17 protein-coding genes are annotated in these 15,070 nt (G+C 43.3%); 7 read left to right on the plus strand and 10 right to left on the minus strand.

Annotation, left to right across the window (positions count from 1 at the left end):
• The first annotated feature begins 5 nt into the window (after positions 1-5).
• The 4 genes from rsmA (at position 6) to L2755_RS05730 (ending at position 4,296) form a co-directional block, all read left to right on the plus strand.
• Entirely contained in the window at positions 6-812 is an 807-nt protein-coding gene (gene rsmA, locus L2755_RS05715) for a 16S rRNA (adenine(1518)-N(6)/adenine(1519)-N(6))-dimethyltransferase RsmA (protein WP_248979773.1), read from the plus strand.
• Positions 813-959: 147 nt separating this feature from the next.
• Positions 960-1,340, plus strand: a complete 381-nt coding sequence (gene apaG / locus L2755_RS05720; RefSeq protein WP_248979774.1) for a Co2+/Mg2+ efflux protein ApaG — start codon at positions 960-962, stop codon at positions 1,338-1,340.
• Positions 1,341-1,355: 15 nt separating this feature from the next.
• The gene (locus L2755_RS05725) at positions 1,356-2,180 is read left to right on the plus strand and encodes a symmetrical bis(5'-nucleosyl)-tetraphosphatase (protein WP_248979775.1); all 825 of its coding nucleotides are present in this window, start codon (positions 1,356-1,358) and stop codon (positions 2,178-2,180) included.
• 94 nt (positions 2,181-2,274) lie between these two features.
• Positions 2,275-4,296 carry a methyl-accepting chemotaxis protein gene (locus L2755_RS05730; protein WP_248979776.1) on the plus strand — a complete coding sequence of 674 codons (2,022 nt, stop codon included), beginning with the start codon at positions 2,275-2,277 and terminating at the stop codon, positions 4,294-4,296.
• A 289-nt stretch (positions 4,297-4,585) separates the two neighbouring features.
• Here the strand turns inward: L2755_RS05730 and L2755_RS05735 are convergent, their stop codons facing one another.
• The 7 genes from L2755_RS05735 to rplU all read right to left on the minus strand — a co-directional run bounded on the left by L2755_RS05735 (position 4,586) and on the right by rplU (position 8,734).
• Complete coding sequence (locus tag L2755_RS05735; RefSeq protein ID WP_248979777.1) at positions 4,586-4,981, minus strand: DUF3718 domain-containing protein; 396 nt, start codon at positions 4,979-4,981, stop codon at positions 4,586-4,588.
• Positions 4,982-5,088: 107 nt separating this feature from the next.
• Entirely contained in the window at positions 5,089-5,571 is a 483-nt protein-coding gene (gene folA, locus L2755_RS05740; RefSeq protein WP_248979778.1) for a type 3 dihydrofolate reductase, read from the minus strand.
• Between the two features lie 20 nt (positions 5,572-5,591).
• Entirely contained in the window at positions 5,592-6,062 is a 471-nt protein-coding gene (locus tag L2755_RS05745) for a threonine/serine exporter family protein (protein ID WP_248979779.1), read from the minus strand.
• A complete protein-coding gene (locus tag L2755_RS05750; protein ID WP_248979780.1) occupies positions 6,059-6,820 on the minus strand; it encodes a threonine/serine exporter family protein in 762 nt (253 codons plus the stop codon). The genes L2755_RS05745 and L2755_RS05750 overlap by 4 nt, the downstream gene beginning before the upstream one ends.
• A 26-nt stretch (positions 6,821-6,846) precedes the next feature.
• On the minus strand, positions 6,847-8,013 hold the full coding sequence (gene cgtA / locus L2755_RS05755; RefSeq protein ID WP_248979781.1) for an Obg family GTPase CgtA: 1,167 nt from the start codon (positions 8,011-8,013) through the stop codon (positions 6,847-6,849).
• 139 nt (positions 8,014-8,152) lie between these two features.
• On the minus strand, positions 8,153-8,407 hold the full coding sequence (rpmA, locus tag L2755_RS05760; protein WP_202288162.1) for a 50S ribosomal protein L27: 255 nt from the start codon (positions 8,405-8,407) through the stop codon (positions 8,153-8,155).
• Between the two features lie 15 nt (positions 8,408-8,422).
• On the minus strand, positions 8,423-8,734 hold the full coding sequence (gene rplU, locus L2755_RS05765) for a 50S ribosomal protein L21 (RefSeq protein ID WP_248979782.1): 312 nt from the start codon (positions 8,732-8,734) through the stop codon (positions 8,423-8,425).
• Positions 8,735-9,012: 278 nt separating this feature from the next.
• On the opposite strand from rplU, the gene ispB reads away from it, so the two are divergent.
• The gene (ispB, locus tag L2755_RS05770) at positions 9,013-9,984 is read left to right on the plus strand and encodes an octaprenyl diphosphate synthase (RefSeq protein ID WP_248979783.1); all 972 of its coding nucleotides are present in this window, start codon (positions 9,013-9,015) and stop codon (positions 9,982-9,984) included.
• 74 nt (positions 9,985-10,058) lie between these two features.
• On the opposite strand, the gene mdh is transcribed toward ispB, so the two are convergent.
• Positions 10,059-10,994, minus strand: coding sequence for a malate dehydrogenase (gene mdh / locus L2755_RS05775; protein WP_248979784.1), 936 nt, complete (start codon positions 10,992-10,994; stop codon positions 10,059-10,061).
• 350 nt (positions 10,995-11,344) lie between these two features.
• Between mdh and argR the strand changes: the two genes are divergently transcribed.
• Positions 11,345-11,815, plus strand: a complete 471-nt coding sequence (gene argR, locus L2755_RS05780) for a transcriptional regulator ArgR (protein WP_248979785.1) — start codon at positions 11,345-11,347, stop codon at positions 11,813-11,815.
• 403 nt (positions 11,816-12,218) lie between these two features.
• The gene (locus L2755_RS05785; RefSeq protein WP_248979786.1) at positions 12,219-12,680 is read left to right on the plus strand and encodes a cupin domain-containing protein; all 462 of its coding nucleotides are present in this window, start codon (positions 12,219-12,221) and stop codon (positions 12,678-12,680) included.
• Positions 12,681-12,755: 75 nt separating this feature from the next.
• Here L2755_RS05785 and L2755_RS05790 read toward each other — a convergent pair whose 3' ends face one another.
• Both L2755_RS05790 and L2755_RS05795 read right to left on the minus strand, forming a co-directional pair.
• Positions 12,756-13,694, minus strand: a complete 939-nt coding sequence (locus L2755_RS05790; protein ID WP_248979787.1) for a Dyp-type peroxidase — start codon at positions 13,692-13,694, stop codon at positions 12,756-12,758.
• Positions 13,695-14,040: 346 nt separating this feature from the next.
• Entirely contained in the window at positions 14,041-15,069 is a 1,029-nt protein-coding gene (locus tag L2755_RS05795; protein ID WP_248979788.1) for an ABC transporter ATP-binding protein, read from the minus strand.
• Position 15,070: the final 1 nt, after the last annotated feature.

Here is a 15,070-nt window from a genome sequence, read left to right on the forward strand (position 1 = left end):
AACCCATGAGTAATAAAGTACATTTAGGCCATACGGCTAGAAAACGCTTCGGTCAGAACTTCTTGACCGATCAGAATGTGATCAATCGAATCGTCGGTGCTATTTCGCCAGATAACGATCACGTTATGGTTGAAATCGGCCCCGGCTTAGCAGCGCTGACTGAGCCCGTTGCTAGCGGTATCGACAAGTTAACCGTCGTCGAGTTAGACAAAGATTTAGTTGAGCGTCTAAAAAAACATCCGACGCTGAAAGACAAGCTTGAGATCCACCAAGGTGATGCGCTTGATTTTGATTTTAAACAATTAGTACGTGAAGATATGCAGATGAAAGTGTTTGGTAATCTGCCATATAACATCTCTACGCCGCTGATGTTTCATCTATTTGAGTTTGCACAGTACATCGAAAATATGCACTTCATGCTCCAAAAAGAAGTGGTGTTGAGATTGTCAGCAAGCCCAGGGACTAAAGCCTACGGCCGCCTTACCGTGATGGCACAATATCATTGCCAAATCATGCCAGTGTTGGAAGTTCCACCAGAGTCTTTTACTCCAGCACCAAAAGTAGACTCGGCGGTAGTACGGTTAGTGCCTTTTAAAACCAAACCTTTCCCTTGTAAAGATGTGGAAATGTTAAGGCATTTAACAACAACTGCATTTAATATGCGCCGTAAGACATTGAGGAATAACCTCAAACACATGATAAGCGATGATGAGTTCTCGCAGCTTAATATCGACCCCACATTGCGACCAGAACAAATAAGTGTCGAGCAATATGTTGCCATGGCAAACTTGTACATCGACAAGCAAGCTTAAAGCACCATAATGGCTTAAACATTTGGAAAGGGCATTAATTTGCCCTTTTTTATTTTCTGCGATTCAAAGCACATTTTCTATCTATTCCGTACCAGTGCCATTATTATAATGTTAACTCATGCTAGATATTCATACTTAAGGCTAAACATGACCCAAAGTACGACATCCATAAAAGTTGAAGTTAAAACGGAATATATTGAAGCCCAGTCAACTCCAGATGAAGAGAAGTTTCTATTCAGTTATACCATCACCATTATTAATCTGGGCGACCAAGATGTGACGTTAAAAAGCCGCCATTGGTGCATCACCGATGCTAATGGACGTAAGAGCGAAGTCCAAGGCGCTGGCGTCGTTGGTGAAACGCCAACGATAAAGCCAAACACTGCGTATCAATATACCAGCGGTACCGTTTTAGAAACCCCATTTGGCGTAATGGAAGGTAGCTACACCATGCAAAAAAGCAATGGTGAAGAGTTTAAAGCGCCTATATCAGCATTCAGTCTTGCCGTTCCAGGCTTGCTTCATTAAAGGTTATATCGTTACATGGCGAATTATTTTGTAGGGGACATTCAAGGTTGTTTCCATGAGCTGAAATTAGTACTGAGTAAAGTGGCATTTAACCCTTCAACAGATTGTCTCTGGGCCGTCGGAGACTTAGTCGCCCGTGGCGATGGTTCGCTGCAAACCCTACAATATTTTAAGTCATTAGAAGGCTCGGCCAAGGTGGTACTCGGCAACCACGATCTGCACTTACTTGCTGTCCACGGAAAATTAAAGCGCGTTAACCCCAAAGACCATTTAACCGAGCTGTTAACCTCTACAGATATTGGAGTATTAGTGGATTGGTTACGTCTTCAGCCACTTTATCAAGAATATCCTGAGCAGAATATTCTAATGACCCATGCGGGTATTCCACCACAGTGGGATCTGAAAATACTAAGACATCAAGCGGATATTGTCGCAGACGCACTGCAACAACCCGATTACTTAAGCGCTTTGATTGCAAAAATGTACACTAATTCAGTTGATAAATGGCGTGATGATTTAACTGAACTTGAGAAAAAAATCTATACCATTAATGCGCTTACACGCATGCGTTATTTATACCCCGACGGTCGTCTAGACTTTGATTGCAAATTACCGATAGAACAATGTGATAATCCGCAATTGTCTCCTTGGTACATCCATAACGCCCTACTTCGTCCGGAACACACTCTCGTTTTTGGCCATTGGGCTGCCATTATGGGCGAAGTTAACTCCCCAGCACTACATGCGCTCGACACTGGCTGCTGTTGGGGAGAACATCTAACACTATGGCACCTAGAGTCAGACCAAAAAATCACTCAAAATAAGTTAAAAAAGAGTTAAACTAAGCGCGCACTCGGTCGATATAACATAACAGCGTGCCTTCCAATGTGATGTCGCCATCTGGAATAATAATATAATAATAAACGGAGCTTCTATGAAATTAAATGTTGCCACTAGAGTGATTGGAGGGTTCACAGTTGTCACCTTCCTGCTCGTCGTATTGGGCGCTGCATCATGGTTTACCTATAGTAAGCTAAAAACCAGTACAACATTATTACAAGAGCTTAGTCTTCCAGCTTTGGAGTCAAGTAACCTTCTATCTAAAACCCTCTCCCAGCAAGAAAAGCTGTTAATGATGGCCTACCATAGTGCAGATAGCAAAGCGGTTCCTGCAATCAAGTCGAAATTTCAATCGGCCAGTAAAACCTTCAGCAGGGAGCTAAGCCAGCTGACGACTTTGGTCAATGACAGAAGTGATTTCAGCCAAGTCATCAGAAAGCTAAAAAGTGGTTATAGTAAGTTTGAAAATGAAAGCCAAAGCATGATCGCCGCCCATGAAAATGCATTGTTAACGCAAGCCATGATTAACACTAAATACGATGACGCTGAAATGGCGGTAGATGATAGCGCTTCGCTTTTACTTGATCTTATCGATTTGGAGCTAAGTGAAGATCTCATCGATCAAGAGATAGCGGCCACAGCAGCGGCACTAGATTCTAGCTTAAGCAGTATTGTGAGTACCAGCTTTGACTTAATTGGCACCACTAACAGATTAAAATTCAATACCATCTCTAAAGAACTTGATTACATCGTCAGTGATACCAAAAGTAGACTGCAATATGTCACTAATCATTGGGATGGTGTTGTTGAAGCGGCGCTCATTGATGAGATTAATCTTGAAGCTGCAAAAGTATTTACACTGATTAACGGCAGTAACTCGTTAATTGGCTTAAAGGCTAAAGAGATCGATCTCAATAACAAAGCGTCTCTCCTACTCAACTCTGTCGAGAAGGAAGCTAATAACGTCAACAAACAGATGGCAAGCCTCACCTCAACAATAGAGTCTATCTCCAAAGAAGTCAGTGAAAACGCAATAAAAGATATCGATAATGCCAGCATACAAACACTGATCCTGGTACTCATTGCCATTGTGGTGGCCATTGTGGTCAGTATCGCTGTTGTTCGACCTCTTACCCGTTCATTGGATAAAATTAATCACGCCCTAAATGTGCTGGCATCAGGTGATTTAACCCATAAGCTTGATGATACAGGCCATGATGAATTTGCTAAATTGTCAGCCAACTGCAACAAACTCGTCGACAGCTTACGTGTCCTAATTCAAGGGATACTTAACCGCTCTGACCAACTTGCTGCGGCAGCAGAAGAAACATCAGCCATTACCGCCCAAACAACGGTCGGTATCCAAGAGCAGAAGAGTCAGGTGGATCAAGTCGCTACGGCAACCACTCAGCTAAGCTCTAGTGCGCAGCAGGTGACAGCGAGCGCAGATGAAGCCTTAAGCCAGATAAAAGCGGCTGATGATGAAAGCCGACATATGCGTCTTATCGCTGATGAAAATAAGAGCACAATACTGGCACTCGCTGATGAAGTATCAAAAGCAGGGGTGGTGATTAACAAGGTTCATGCCGATAGTGCTTCCATTGGCTCGATATTGGATGTGATTAGGGCTATTGCAGAACAAACCAACTTACTCGCGCTCAATGCTGCCATTGAAGCTGCGCGAGCCGGAGAGCAGGGGCGAGGCTTCGCCGTCGTCGCTGATGAAGTGCGCAGTCTAGCGTCTAGAACCCAAGATTCAACTCAAGAGATCCAGCAGATGATTGAAGTGCTGCAACAAGGAACTCAAGAGGCTGTTGCTGTCATGGAGCTAGGACGTTTACAAGCAAACTCCTGTGTTGAAAAAACCGAACAAGCAAATATTGCGCTTGAAAGCATTAGTGATGCAGTGCATCGTGCCCACGATTCAGGAACCCATATTGCACACGCAGCACAAGAACAAAACTTGGTCAGCCAGCAAGTTTCAGAAAAACTTGAACACATAGCTGCAATCTCAGAAGAGACCTCAACGGGTGCAGATCAAACCGCACAGTCTAGCCATCAAGTTGCACAGCTTGCAGAAGAGCTGCAAGCTTCGGTGAAAGAGTTTAAGGTTTAAGTTTAGGTTTAATAGCTTTAACAATAGAAAGGAGAACTGCTTTGCAGCTCTCCTTTCTTTTTGCACTATTGTCTTAAATGGTGAACAAATACTTCCCCTGGCGTTCATAACATCAACAAATATCTTTTTTGAGGGAAGCATTGAAGTAAGTCAGCACCATTGGCTTAGATACCCTAATATAAATCGCTACGATTTAAATTAAGCAATCGTTATTAGTGCTAGATGAGAGATATAAAAAAACCGGGAAAACCCGGCTCTTTAAAATTTGATAGTGAATCAAGAGGTAAAATTAACCGCCAGCTAAACGGTCATTAATCGCTATCGTGATTTCACTCGCCGAATGGCCATTACTTGCAGCCCATGCGGCAACGGTGAGACCATCACTTTCAGTTTTTCCTAGATGAGATGCTGGCAGCCTCTTAGCAACAAAGGTACCTACTGCATTGGCACCATTCTTCATGGCAAACCTCAGTAAACTATCACCATTGCAAGAAACACCATTATATATATTACGTAATTTAACCCGGCTTTCTTTTAGCTTCTTACGCAAACGGTTTTTATCATCACTGGCCACATAGTTACAAATATTGGCAGCTAATTGATCTTGATTCGCTAATGTTGGGGTTGGTATTGATATTGAAGATGCCACAATCAGTGCAGCGATGCTCATGGATAGCAAGCGCATCAGACACTCCTTATTCTTTTAGTTTTTATTTATTATTATTAAAAAAGCACTTATTAATATATATGCTTTTTTATCATCGTTACAGGGTACTAAACAACCCGTCTAACTTAACATTTTCTACCCATTTTGATAAAGCAATATTCCAGTTGCTTGTCACTTATTGCTACATCACGCGACATTTCTAGCCAAGTACCATCATCCCACTGGGGGAAATAGGTATCACCTTCAACTTCTAATGAAATTTCAGTCAAATATAAAATATCTGCTACGGATAGCAAACTAGCATAAAGCTGCCCTCCTCCCATGATAATCAGCTCTTCACAGTCGCCTGCGGCGAGCTTGGCATCTTCAAAACTAGTGACTGTTGTTACGCCCTCTATAACAAGGTCAGCTTGACGGCTAATCACAATATTATGCCGCCCCGGCAGTGGACGGCCAATTGATTCATAGGTCTTTCGTCCCATCACCACCGGCTTACCTAAAGTGATGGCCTTAAAATGGCGTAGATCTTCAGGCAGGTGCCATGGCATTTTGTTGTCTTTACCAATTACGCGGTTATTCGCCATAGCGGCAATCATAGCAATTTTCAAAATAGTTCCTTTTAATTTTGTTAGATGACTGGACGCGAGCGAAAATAAAGCAGGCCTGGCATAGCAAGACCCACTGAAAGTGCGCCGAGAATAAATACAGTTTTGAGACCATTACTGATGACTTCAGATGTGAGCTCTGGACTAACATGAGACTGTGCCGTTAACTGAACTAATGCTATTACAGTATTAAACGCATACGTACCAGGGATCATCGGGATGATTGCTGCAACCGCATACATCAAAGGCGGTGCGAGGTGACGTTTAGCAAAGCCAATGGTCACTATGCCCACTAGCGCAGCAGCCAAGAATGTAGCCCATTCGATTGGCAAACCTAAGCTTAACCACAAGGTACGACTACCATGGCCCATCGCTCCCGCTAAAGCACAATAAGGCAAGAAACGACGGGGTACATTAAACACCATAGCAAACCCAACCGCAGGAATAGCAGAAAAAACAGCATCGTTTAGCATGGCTAAAATAAGCGATATCATAAAAACAATCCACCGATCTGCATCGCCATGGTAATCCCAATCACAGATGACAGCGTCAGCAAAGTAGCATGGCCCCAGCGTGATATACCGACGTTCAAGTGCCCCTTTACCATATCAGATATTGCATTAATCATTGGAAAGCCTGGCACCAGCATCAATACACTTGCAGCCATGGGTAACTTAGGTGTGTCAGTGAGATCAAATTGAAAGCCAGTTTGCGAAATGATGGTAGTGACAAAGGCAGTTACGCTGAAATTGAGCAGTAAGTTAAAATGGCGCTTGGCGATGGAAAGACGCACGAACATGCCGATAGCAGAGGCTAAAAACGTAATCATACAAGCAGCAATATCGCCACCGAATAGATGGCAAAAGCTGGCACAAGATAACCCTATCATCGGCACGACATATTTTGCTGGATAAGTCTTAGGTTCGATGCGGGCGACACGTTTACGCACTTCATGCAGGCCGTATATGCCCTTTTCCGTCAACAGGCAGATACGCTGAAGTTCGCATACGATGGTCATATTAATGCCATGCTCACGCGTTCGTCTGGTTGTGGTAATGCAGCGCCCATGAACAAGGCTAGTTAAAACGAGGCAGTTGGAGGAGATCGATATTTCGACACTGGCTAAACCCAGGGCGTAGCCTAAGCGCTGACTAATCTCTTCAACAAGTTCAGAGTCAGCGCCATAAGCGAGAAGAAGTTGAGCAACCCTAACAACTTGACGTGTAATATCATTTTGCGTGTCAGCGTACAATTCTCAACGTCCTCTATTGAAACTACCTATCGTTGATAGATAACCTCAACATCATAATCATCATCATCGAAATCGTCGTCATCAGAATCACCTTCGTAATTTTCGTTGACGGACTCGTTAGCATTTTGATGGTAATTATCCCACTTAAACTCAACTTCGGCTTCCACGTCAACTTCCTCTTCTGGAGGTAACGACGCAATGTAGTCCAAAAGCTTAAGTGCTAATTCAGCTGTACCTTCGCGGTTATAAGCTGAAATAGTAAATACTTCGCCATCCCACTCTAGTTCTTTAACAATCTTGTCGATTTTTTGTTGCAGCTCGTCTTCGAGCATCAAATCGGCTTTGTTAATCACTAACCAACGTGGCTTGCCAGCAAGCTTAGGCGAATGTTTCTCTAGCTCAGCAACGATAGCACGTGCAGATTCTGCAGGGCTGCTACCATCGATAGGTTCAACATCCAAAATGTGTAACAGTACGCGGCAACGTTCTAAGTGCTTCAAGAATTGAACACCAAGCCCGGCTCCATCTGCAGCACCTTCGATTAGACCGGGAATATCCGCAATCACAAAGCTTTGACCAGGTCTTGGGTTAACCACACCAAGGTTAGGCACCAAGGTAGTAAACGGATAATCCGCTACTTTTGGCTTTGCTTTCGATACTGAGCGAATAAACGTCGACTTACCGGCATTCGGCATGCCAAGTAGACCAACATCAGCAAGCAGCATCAGCTCGAGTCTCAAGCTGCGCACATCGCCATCTGTACCTAGGGTTTTCTGCCTAGGTGCACGGTTAGTACTGCTTTTGAAGCGAGTATTACCTAGACCATGGAAACCACCTTTAGCCACAAGCATTTTTTGGCCATGTGTGGTTAAATCACCAAGAGCTTCTTCTGTCTCGGCATCTATTGCTCGGGTACCAACAGGCACTTTAAGCACGAGATCTGCGCCGCCATGACCGGTACTGTCACGACCACGACCGTTCTTACCGCGCTCAGCATTATGAAAGCGTTCAAACTGAAAGGTAATTAACGTGTTAAGGTTTTCGTCAGCCTGCAGATAAACACTACCGCCGTCACCACCATCACCGCCATCAGGACCGCCATCAGGAACATATTTTTCACGTCTAAAACTGACGCAACCACTGCCACCATTGCCCGCTTCAACACGGATAATCGCTTCATCGACAAACTTCATACAAACTCCTGGCACCACAGAATGAAAGAATTATACTCTCAACGATTCTAGTCGCCAAAAAACAATTTACTTAATATTAAAAAAAACAAAGCCCCACCAATGGCGGGGCTTAGTATCAATCTTAGCGTAAAGCTAAAGATTAATCTTCAATGCTGATGAACTTGCGGTTCTGTGGACCTTTAACTTCAAACTTCACTTTACCAGCGGTAAGTGCGAATAAAGTGTGGTCACGACCGATACCAACATTAACACCAGCGTGGAATTTAGTACCACGTTGACGAACGATGATGTTACCAGCTAGAACTGATTCGCCGCCAAAGCGCTTTACACCAAGACGTTTACTTTCTGAATCGCGGCCGTTACGAGTAGAACCGCCAGCTTTTTTATGTGCCATGAGTTAGACTCCTAATTAAGCGTTAATAGCTGTAATTTTAACTTCGGTGAACCATTGACGATGGCCCATTTTCTTATCGTGGTGCTTACGACGACGGAACTTGATAATAGTTACCTTGTCTGCACGGCCATGGCTGACAACTTCAGCAACAACCTTACCACCTTCAACTAAAGGTGCACCTACGTGTACAGTCTCACCATCTGCAACCAAAAGAACTTGGTCGAACTCGATAGTTTCGCCTGTAGCGACTTCTAATTTTTCTAAACGAACTGTATGACCGGCTTCAACGCGATGTTGCTTGCCGCCACTTTGAAAAACAGCGTACATAGCTATTTTACTCCGATATTCTAACACGCCGCTCAAACATTATAGATTGATGCAGGGGTGCTATAAAAGCTTTAATGACAATGGTCGCGGAGTTTACGCTAAGAACCGGCATCTGACAAGTGCTAATTGACTAAGAATAAAAAAAGACCCAAATATCTCTCACTATCGGCGACAACTACTGTCTTGCGGCGTAAATTTAGGTAGAATCTTACTATTATAACATTAACGTCTTAAATGAGCTGCATATTGTCAGGCAGCCAACAAATCAGAGTCTATTTATGGATTTAAACGCCATTCGTCAATTGGCTGATAGTGATATGCAAGCTGTCAACCAACTGATCTATAAGCAACTAGAGTCAGATGTCGCCCTAATTAATCAATTAGGCTTTTACATTATTAACGGTGGCGGTAAGCGCTTAAGACCATTATTGTCCATTTTAGCGGCTCGGGCGATCGACTATAAAGGTGATTCTCATCTCAAGTTGGCGGCGATCATCGAATTTATACATACCGCTTCGCTACTCCATGATGATGTGGTTGATGAATCAATGCTCCGTCGCGGCAGAGAAACGGCAAATGCACTGTTTGGTAATAGTGCCAGTGTATTAGTAGGTGACTTCCTTTATACCCGTTCATTCCAAATGATGACGGAGCTGAAAAGCTTACAAGTACTTGAGATACTCGCTGACGCGACCAACGTACTTGCCGAAGGTGAAGTCCTGCAGTTGATGAATTGCAACGACCCAGACACCACTGAAGCAAGCTACATGCGTGTCATCTATTGTAAGACTGCAAAATTGTTTGAAGCTGCGACACGCTTAGCAGGTTTGTTGGCCCAAAGTCCCGAAGAGATCCAAACAGCACTTGCTGAGTATGGTAAGTTTTTGGGGACCGCCTTTCAATTAACCGATGACCTACTTGATTACACGGCAGAAACAGAAGAGCTTGGTAAGAACATTGGTGATGATTTGGCTGAAGGCAAGCCCACATTACCGTTAATTTTTGCTATGGCCAAAGGTAACGATACTGAGAAAGCGCTCATTAGAGACGCGATTGAGAAAGGTGATGGTACCGAGAATATTGGAGTGATTTTAAGCGCACTAAAGCGTTGTGGCGCACTTGAATATACTGAACAGCGAGCTCAGGAAGAATCTGATAAAGCCATCGCCGCGTTAGCCATACTGCCAGAGTCAGAATATAAAACAGCGCTCATTTCGCTGGCTAGGATAGCCGTACAACGCAATCACTAATTCGATTGACCCAATAAAAACGGAGCCGATTGGCTCCGTTTTTCGTTAAGGTGTTAAATTTTTAAACGTTAAGCTTACTTAACAAATTCGATACCTAGCGTTATATCAGCTTTCAGCGTATCAAGCATTGCATCACGAGCGTTAGCTTCAAATGTGCTAACGTCACCATATGCTAGTACTTCTTCAATACCATTCTTGCCAAGAACAATAGGTTGAGCGAAGAATTCAGCATGTTCACTGCCGCCATCGATGTAAGCACATTCAACAATATTTGCTTCGCCTTGCAGGCCGCGAACAAGAGAAAGACCGAAACGGCAAGCTGCTTGTCCCATAGAAAGTGTCGCACTACCGCCACCCGCTTTAGCTTCAACAACTTCAGTACCGGCGTTCTGGATCCGCGTTGTTAGCGCTGCGACTTCTTCGTCAGTAAAGCTTACGCCTTTAACCTGTGAAAGAAGTGGAAGAATCGTCACGCCACTGTGGCCACCGATGACATTCACTTTAACGTCAGCAACGTTTAAGCCTTTTGCTTCAGCAACAAAAGTTTCAGAACGGATAACATCAAGCGTCGTGATACCAAACAAACGATTTTTATCATAAACACCGGCTTTCTTTAATACTTCTGCGGCAATAGCAACAGTCGTATTCACTGGGTTAGTGATAATACCTATAAGCGCAGTAGGGCAAGTCGCAGCACATTTTTCAACGAGGTTTCTGACGATCCCTGCGTTGATGTTGAATAGATCAGAGCGATCCATACCAGGCTTACGTGCAACGCCAGCAGAAATAAGAACGACATCGGCACCGTCTAACGCTGCTGATGGGTCTGCACCCGCAAATCCTTTTACTTCAACCGCTGTTGGGATGTGGCTTAAATCAACGGCAACACCCGGTGTTACAGGTGCAATATCATAAAGCGACAATTTAGAACCCGCAGGTAATTGAGTTTTTAATAGTAGGGCAAGCGCCTGGCCAATACCGCCAGCAGCACCAAGTACAGCAACTTTCATAGTTATCTCCGTCAATTCTCGGATTTTTGTGATTTAGATCCGTTTTTCTGATGGCGCAACAGTACTGGATTCACAACTAAAATTCAATTATCCCTTAGTCGTGTTTGTTATATTCTAAATTTACATTGCAGTTTGCAGTCGCACTAAAGCCCAGCCTAGCTGGCTTTACACAAAAGGATCTTGTAAAAGAGCAGCATAAAAAAAATTAGAATTAATACTCTACTCAGCACTGTTCAAATCAATAAAGCAACTCAGTGTGAATTATTATTCAACAAAACGAATGAAATTTGACATAAAAGCCGAATATAATCATCATAGAAGCGAATTTTTTGAATAAAGAATAATAAAATATGCAAGCAAGCAAAAATCAGGACGATTTAGTAAGAACCTTTAAGTTAATCTTAAAAGAGGAGCGTTTTGGCTCCCAGAGTGAAATTGTAACAGCACTTCAAGCTGAGGGCTTTAGCAATATTAACCAATCAAAAGTTTCGCGCATGCTAAGTAAATTTGGCGCGGTTCGAACCCGAAATGCTAAACAGCAGATGGTTTATTGCTTACCCGCAGAACTTGGCGTGCCTACCGCAGGTAGTCCACTCAAGAATCTGGTATTAGATGTAGATCATAACCAATCAATGATAGTGGTTCGCACTAGCCCCGGTGCAGCACAGTTAATTGCCAGATTACTCGATTCAATAGGTAAGCCAGAAGGCATTCTCGGTACGATAGCGGGCGATGACACCATCTTTATCAGCCCATCAAATATTGACAGGGTTGAAGATACATTAGAGACGGTAAAGTCGTTGTTCAATTACACTGATTAAGGATTGATCTGTCTTCAAATGATGTGAAAATACTCGCTTGAAAGACTTTGTGTGAGTCCTATTAAGGGGGTACTGCTGTAGCGCTTCCCCTTCTAGTAGACTTGCGCGCAACCGTTTTAGATGGATGACATGGATGTCGATGATCCTTGGGAGCCACTACGGACCTAACCCAAAGTGCATTGCCTCCCGCAACCCCGTATTTCCAAATGAATTTGGAATGGCAGCTCGACGCCATAAAGCCGTATTAACCAATTCATTAACAGCCCGCTATTATTCATTATTTAGAATAGTCTTTTCAGCGCCTCTTTTTCGCCCGTTATTTATCAGTTCCATATTGAATCACAGCCAGATTCATGCGAGATTGTGCATTACAAACGCAGTACCTTCGGGTTAAGGACATATAATGACTACAAAAATAATTAAAGTCGACGATGTTTGCTGGGAGTCTTGGCAGCATTCGGAAAAATATACCAGTCAGCAAAGACATATTGGAGATGCTGCTGGTGGTGAAAAGATTGGTGTCACCATGGAGAGACTTGCCCCTGGTAAATTTTCAACTGTAGCTCATTATCATACCAAGGAAGAGGAACATCTATACGCTCTTGAAGGGGAAGTCACACTACTCATTGATGGTGAAGAGCATCCGTTTGTAAAAGGCGACTACATCTGTTTCAACGCGGCCACAGCAATAGCACACACACTGAGAAACGACTCAGATAAAGAGTTCCTCTTCTTAGTCGTGGGAAACAGGGATAAACACGATGTTGTTGTCTATCCTGAAAATAATAAAGTGCTAGTTAGAGCCATTGACGAGATCTATGCCAAAAGACCAACCAACTACTGGGATCCTGATACAGGCAAATAGCCACTAGCATTCCGAGTAGAAAAAACGCACCTATTATGGTGCGTTTTGTCTAAAAACCAAAATTACTTTAAGTTGCTAGCAGCTTGCTGAGCGTTCTAGAAAATCTAGCGAAGGTGCAAAAAATGATGATCCCGTTAGCGCTTGGGTAAAGTGCATAAGATGATCATGATTCCCCTCTTTGTCACCATAGATCATACTCTCGAGCATTTTCTCAAAATTGACCGAATTACTACAGGTAGAAATAAACATCAGGCCTTGCTCTTTAACCGAGCCGTAAGGCATGCTTTGCCGTAGTATTTCCATCGAGTTACCATCAGCATCCTTAAGGTTAACTCGCTTAATGTGGCTGGTTAACGGTTTATCTGCAGATTCATATTCAATATTATCAACTTTGGTGCGGCCAATAATATCTTCTTGTTTCTTTTCTGGCAGTCGATTCCATTTACTCAAATTATGAGCAAATTTCTGTACATGCACATAGCTGCCATTTTTGAATTCGCTATCTTCATCACCAACCAGTGCCACACTTTGGCGACTGCGCCCTTTAGGGTTTTCAGTGCCATCAACAAAGCCGGTTAAATCACGACTGTCCATAAAACGGAAACCACGCTCTTCATCGACCAACTCTACAAGTCCATCAAACATCTGACACACTTCATTGGCTACCAAATGGAGAATATCGAAGCGATCACAACGCAGGTGCACAAATAGATCATACTCGATAGCAGGCGCATCTCTGTTGTCTTGGTTCATCGCCGGAAAGGGCTTTAGTTGCTGTGGTCGAGCAGCTGAGTAAAGTGCATCCCAATAGTTTGCCCCAATAGCGACAAATCCATTAAATGCGCTATCGGTAAATTGGTCTGCAAGATCGTGAATATATTGGGCCACATTGACGACACATGGGCGCATTTGCGAATCGATACCCTCATTGGCATTAAACATTAAATAGACACTGTGCAAATTCCCTTCAGCACAAACTCCCAGTTGTTCACGAGGCATAACCTGATTATCCATTTTTATATGTAACCCTTATTCATCATTAATCTTCGGCATTATTATCTACAACTTTAGCATTTAATAATTATACCTAACGCACATTAACCAGAATAAAGACTTATATTTAACCTACTTGCGAAGTGCTATGCTTGTGCCACATTGATTTTACCGTATGTAATGAGCACGAGTAAGCTGTAATAACGTTAAACCAATGACATGTTAAACGTTGTAGACACTAGCTTACTAAAGTAGTCAATAAATGACCATAAAATAACGAATGATACCCATTCCATCAAATAGTTGTTCATTCAACGCTTTGTCAGGTGGTTAAATATGTCGGGTAATGCAGTCGTTCTACTAACCGTTACAGTAATATCAAATGATGGGCTGTTGCACTAATCGCCACTTTTTCACCTATCTCGATAGCTAAATTTTCACTATGAACATCAAGTGTCATATCATCAAATTGGACCAAATACTGGCAGACATTGCCAAGAAAACGTCGCTCTGTAACGGTACCTATTCCCTGCTCACTCTTGGATATCTGCAAGTGCTGTGGCCGTAGTAAAAGTTCCGTTTCCTCATGTAGCGCAGCGTTAAGCGGACGATCACTGTTAATATCACCAATAAGGGTAGACACTGTTTTTTCCGCAATCACTTTTGCGGGTAAATAATTGCTAGCCCCTAAAAAGTCAGCAACATACTTGTCTTGTGGTCGCAAATACAACCCCTCAGCATCACCACATTGAACTATTTTACCGTGGTTAAACAACGCGAGCTTATCGGCGAAAACAAACGCTTCGTCTTTACTGTGAGTCACGAACACGGCGCTAATATCATGTTGCTTTAGAATGTTGCGGATCTCTAGCATCATCTCACGACGAACCTTGGCATCAATATTTGAAAAGGGCTCATCGAGTAGCAGCACTTCTGGCTCATAGGCCAGTGCTCGAGCGATGGATACCCTTTGCTGCTGACCACCAGAGAGTTCGTGTGGGTAACGCTCTGCTAATCCATCTAACTTGACCAGAGAGAGCATCTTTTCTAGCCGTGCCAGTCTCTGCTCTTTATTGGCTAGTTTCACACCAAAGAGGATATTTTCAGCCACGGTAAGATGAGGAAACAAAGCGTAATCCTGAAAGATCATCCCGATGCCCCGCTTCTCGCTAGCGATAAATTTCTTGTCAGAAACCACCGTTTTACCATTGATTACGATCTCACCTTCGGTAATGTTTTGCAGACCCGCTATCGCCCGTAGCAAGGTCGTTTTACCGCAACCACTGGGTCCCAGTAAGGCCACTATTTCGCCTTTCTCTACCGTTAAATCGACACCTTTAAGCACAAGCTGCTTCTGATAACGGCTATGAACATTGCTTACTTGTAACGTTGCCATA

The sequence above is a fragment of the Shewanella abyssi genome (genome assembly GCF_023284025.1).
Taxonomy (GTDB): Bacteria; Pseudomonadota; Gammaproteobacteria; order Enterobacterales; family Shewanellaceae; genus Shewanella; species Shewanella abyssi.

Excerpts from the sequence above, each read along its gene's own strand:
- L2755_RS05725 (WP_248979775.1), top strand. The coding sequence starts at position 1,356 with ATGGCGAATTATTTTGTAGGGGACATTCAAGGTTGTTTCCATGAGCTG.
- L2755_RS05795 (WP_248979788.1), bottom strand. The coding sequence starts at position 15,069 with ATGGCAACGTTACAAGTAAGCAATGTTCATAGCCGTTATCAGAAGCAG.
- ispB (WP_248979783.1), top strand. The coding sequence starts at position 9,013 with ATGGATTTAAACGCCATTCGTCAATTGGCTGATAGTGATATGCAAGCT.
- L2755_RS05745 (WP_248979779.1), bottom strand. The coding sequence starts at position 6,062 with ATGATATCGCTTATTTTAGCCATGCTAAACGATGCTGTTTTTTCTGCT.
- argR (WP_248979785.1), top strand. The coding sequence starts at position 11,345 with ATGCAAGCAAGCAAAAATCAGGACGATTTAGTAAGAACCTTTAAGTTA.
- L2755_RS05735 (WP_248979777.1), bottom strand. The coding sequence starts at position 4,981 with ATGCGCTTGCTATCCATGAGCATCGCTGCACTGATTGTGGCATCTTCA.
- cgtA (WP_248979781.1), bottom strand. The coding sequence starts at position 8,013 with ATGAAGTTTGTCGATGAAGCGATTATCCGTGTTGAAGCGGGCAATGGT.
- rpmA (WP_202288162.1), bottom strand. The coding sequence starts at position 8,407 with ATGGCACATAAAAAAGCTGGCGGTTCTACTCGTAACGGCCGCGATTCA.
- L2755_RS05730 (WP_248979776.1), top strand. The coding sequence starts at position 2,275 with ATGAAATTAAATGTTGCCACTAGAGTGATTGGAGGGTTCACAGTTGTC.
- L2755_RS05790 (WP_248979787.1), bottom strand. The coding sequence starts at position 13,694 with ATGGATAATCAGGTTATGCCTCGTGAACAACTGGGAGTTTGTGCTGAA.
- apaG (WP_248979774.1), top strand. The coding sequence starts at position 960 with ATGACCCAAAGTACGACATCCATAAAAGTTGAAGTTAAAACGGAATAT.
- mdh (WP_248979784.1), bottom strand. The coding sequence starts at position 10,994 with ATGAAAGTTGCTGTACTTGGTGCTGCTGGCGGTATTGGCCAGGCGCTT.
- L2755_RS05785 (WP_248979786.1), top strand. The coding sequence starts at position 12,219 with ATGACTACAAAAATAATTAAAGTCGACGATGTTTGCTGGGAGTCTTGG.
- rsmA (WP_248979773.1), top strand. The coding sequence starts at position 6 with ATGAGTAATAAAGTACATTTAGGCCATACGGCTAGAAAACGCTTCGGT.
- rplU (WP_248979782.1), bottom strand. The coding sequence starts at position 8,734 with ATGTACGCTGTTTTTCAAAGTGGCGGCAAGCAACATCGCGTTGAAGCC.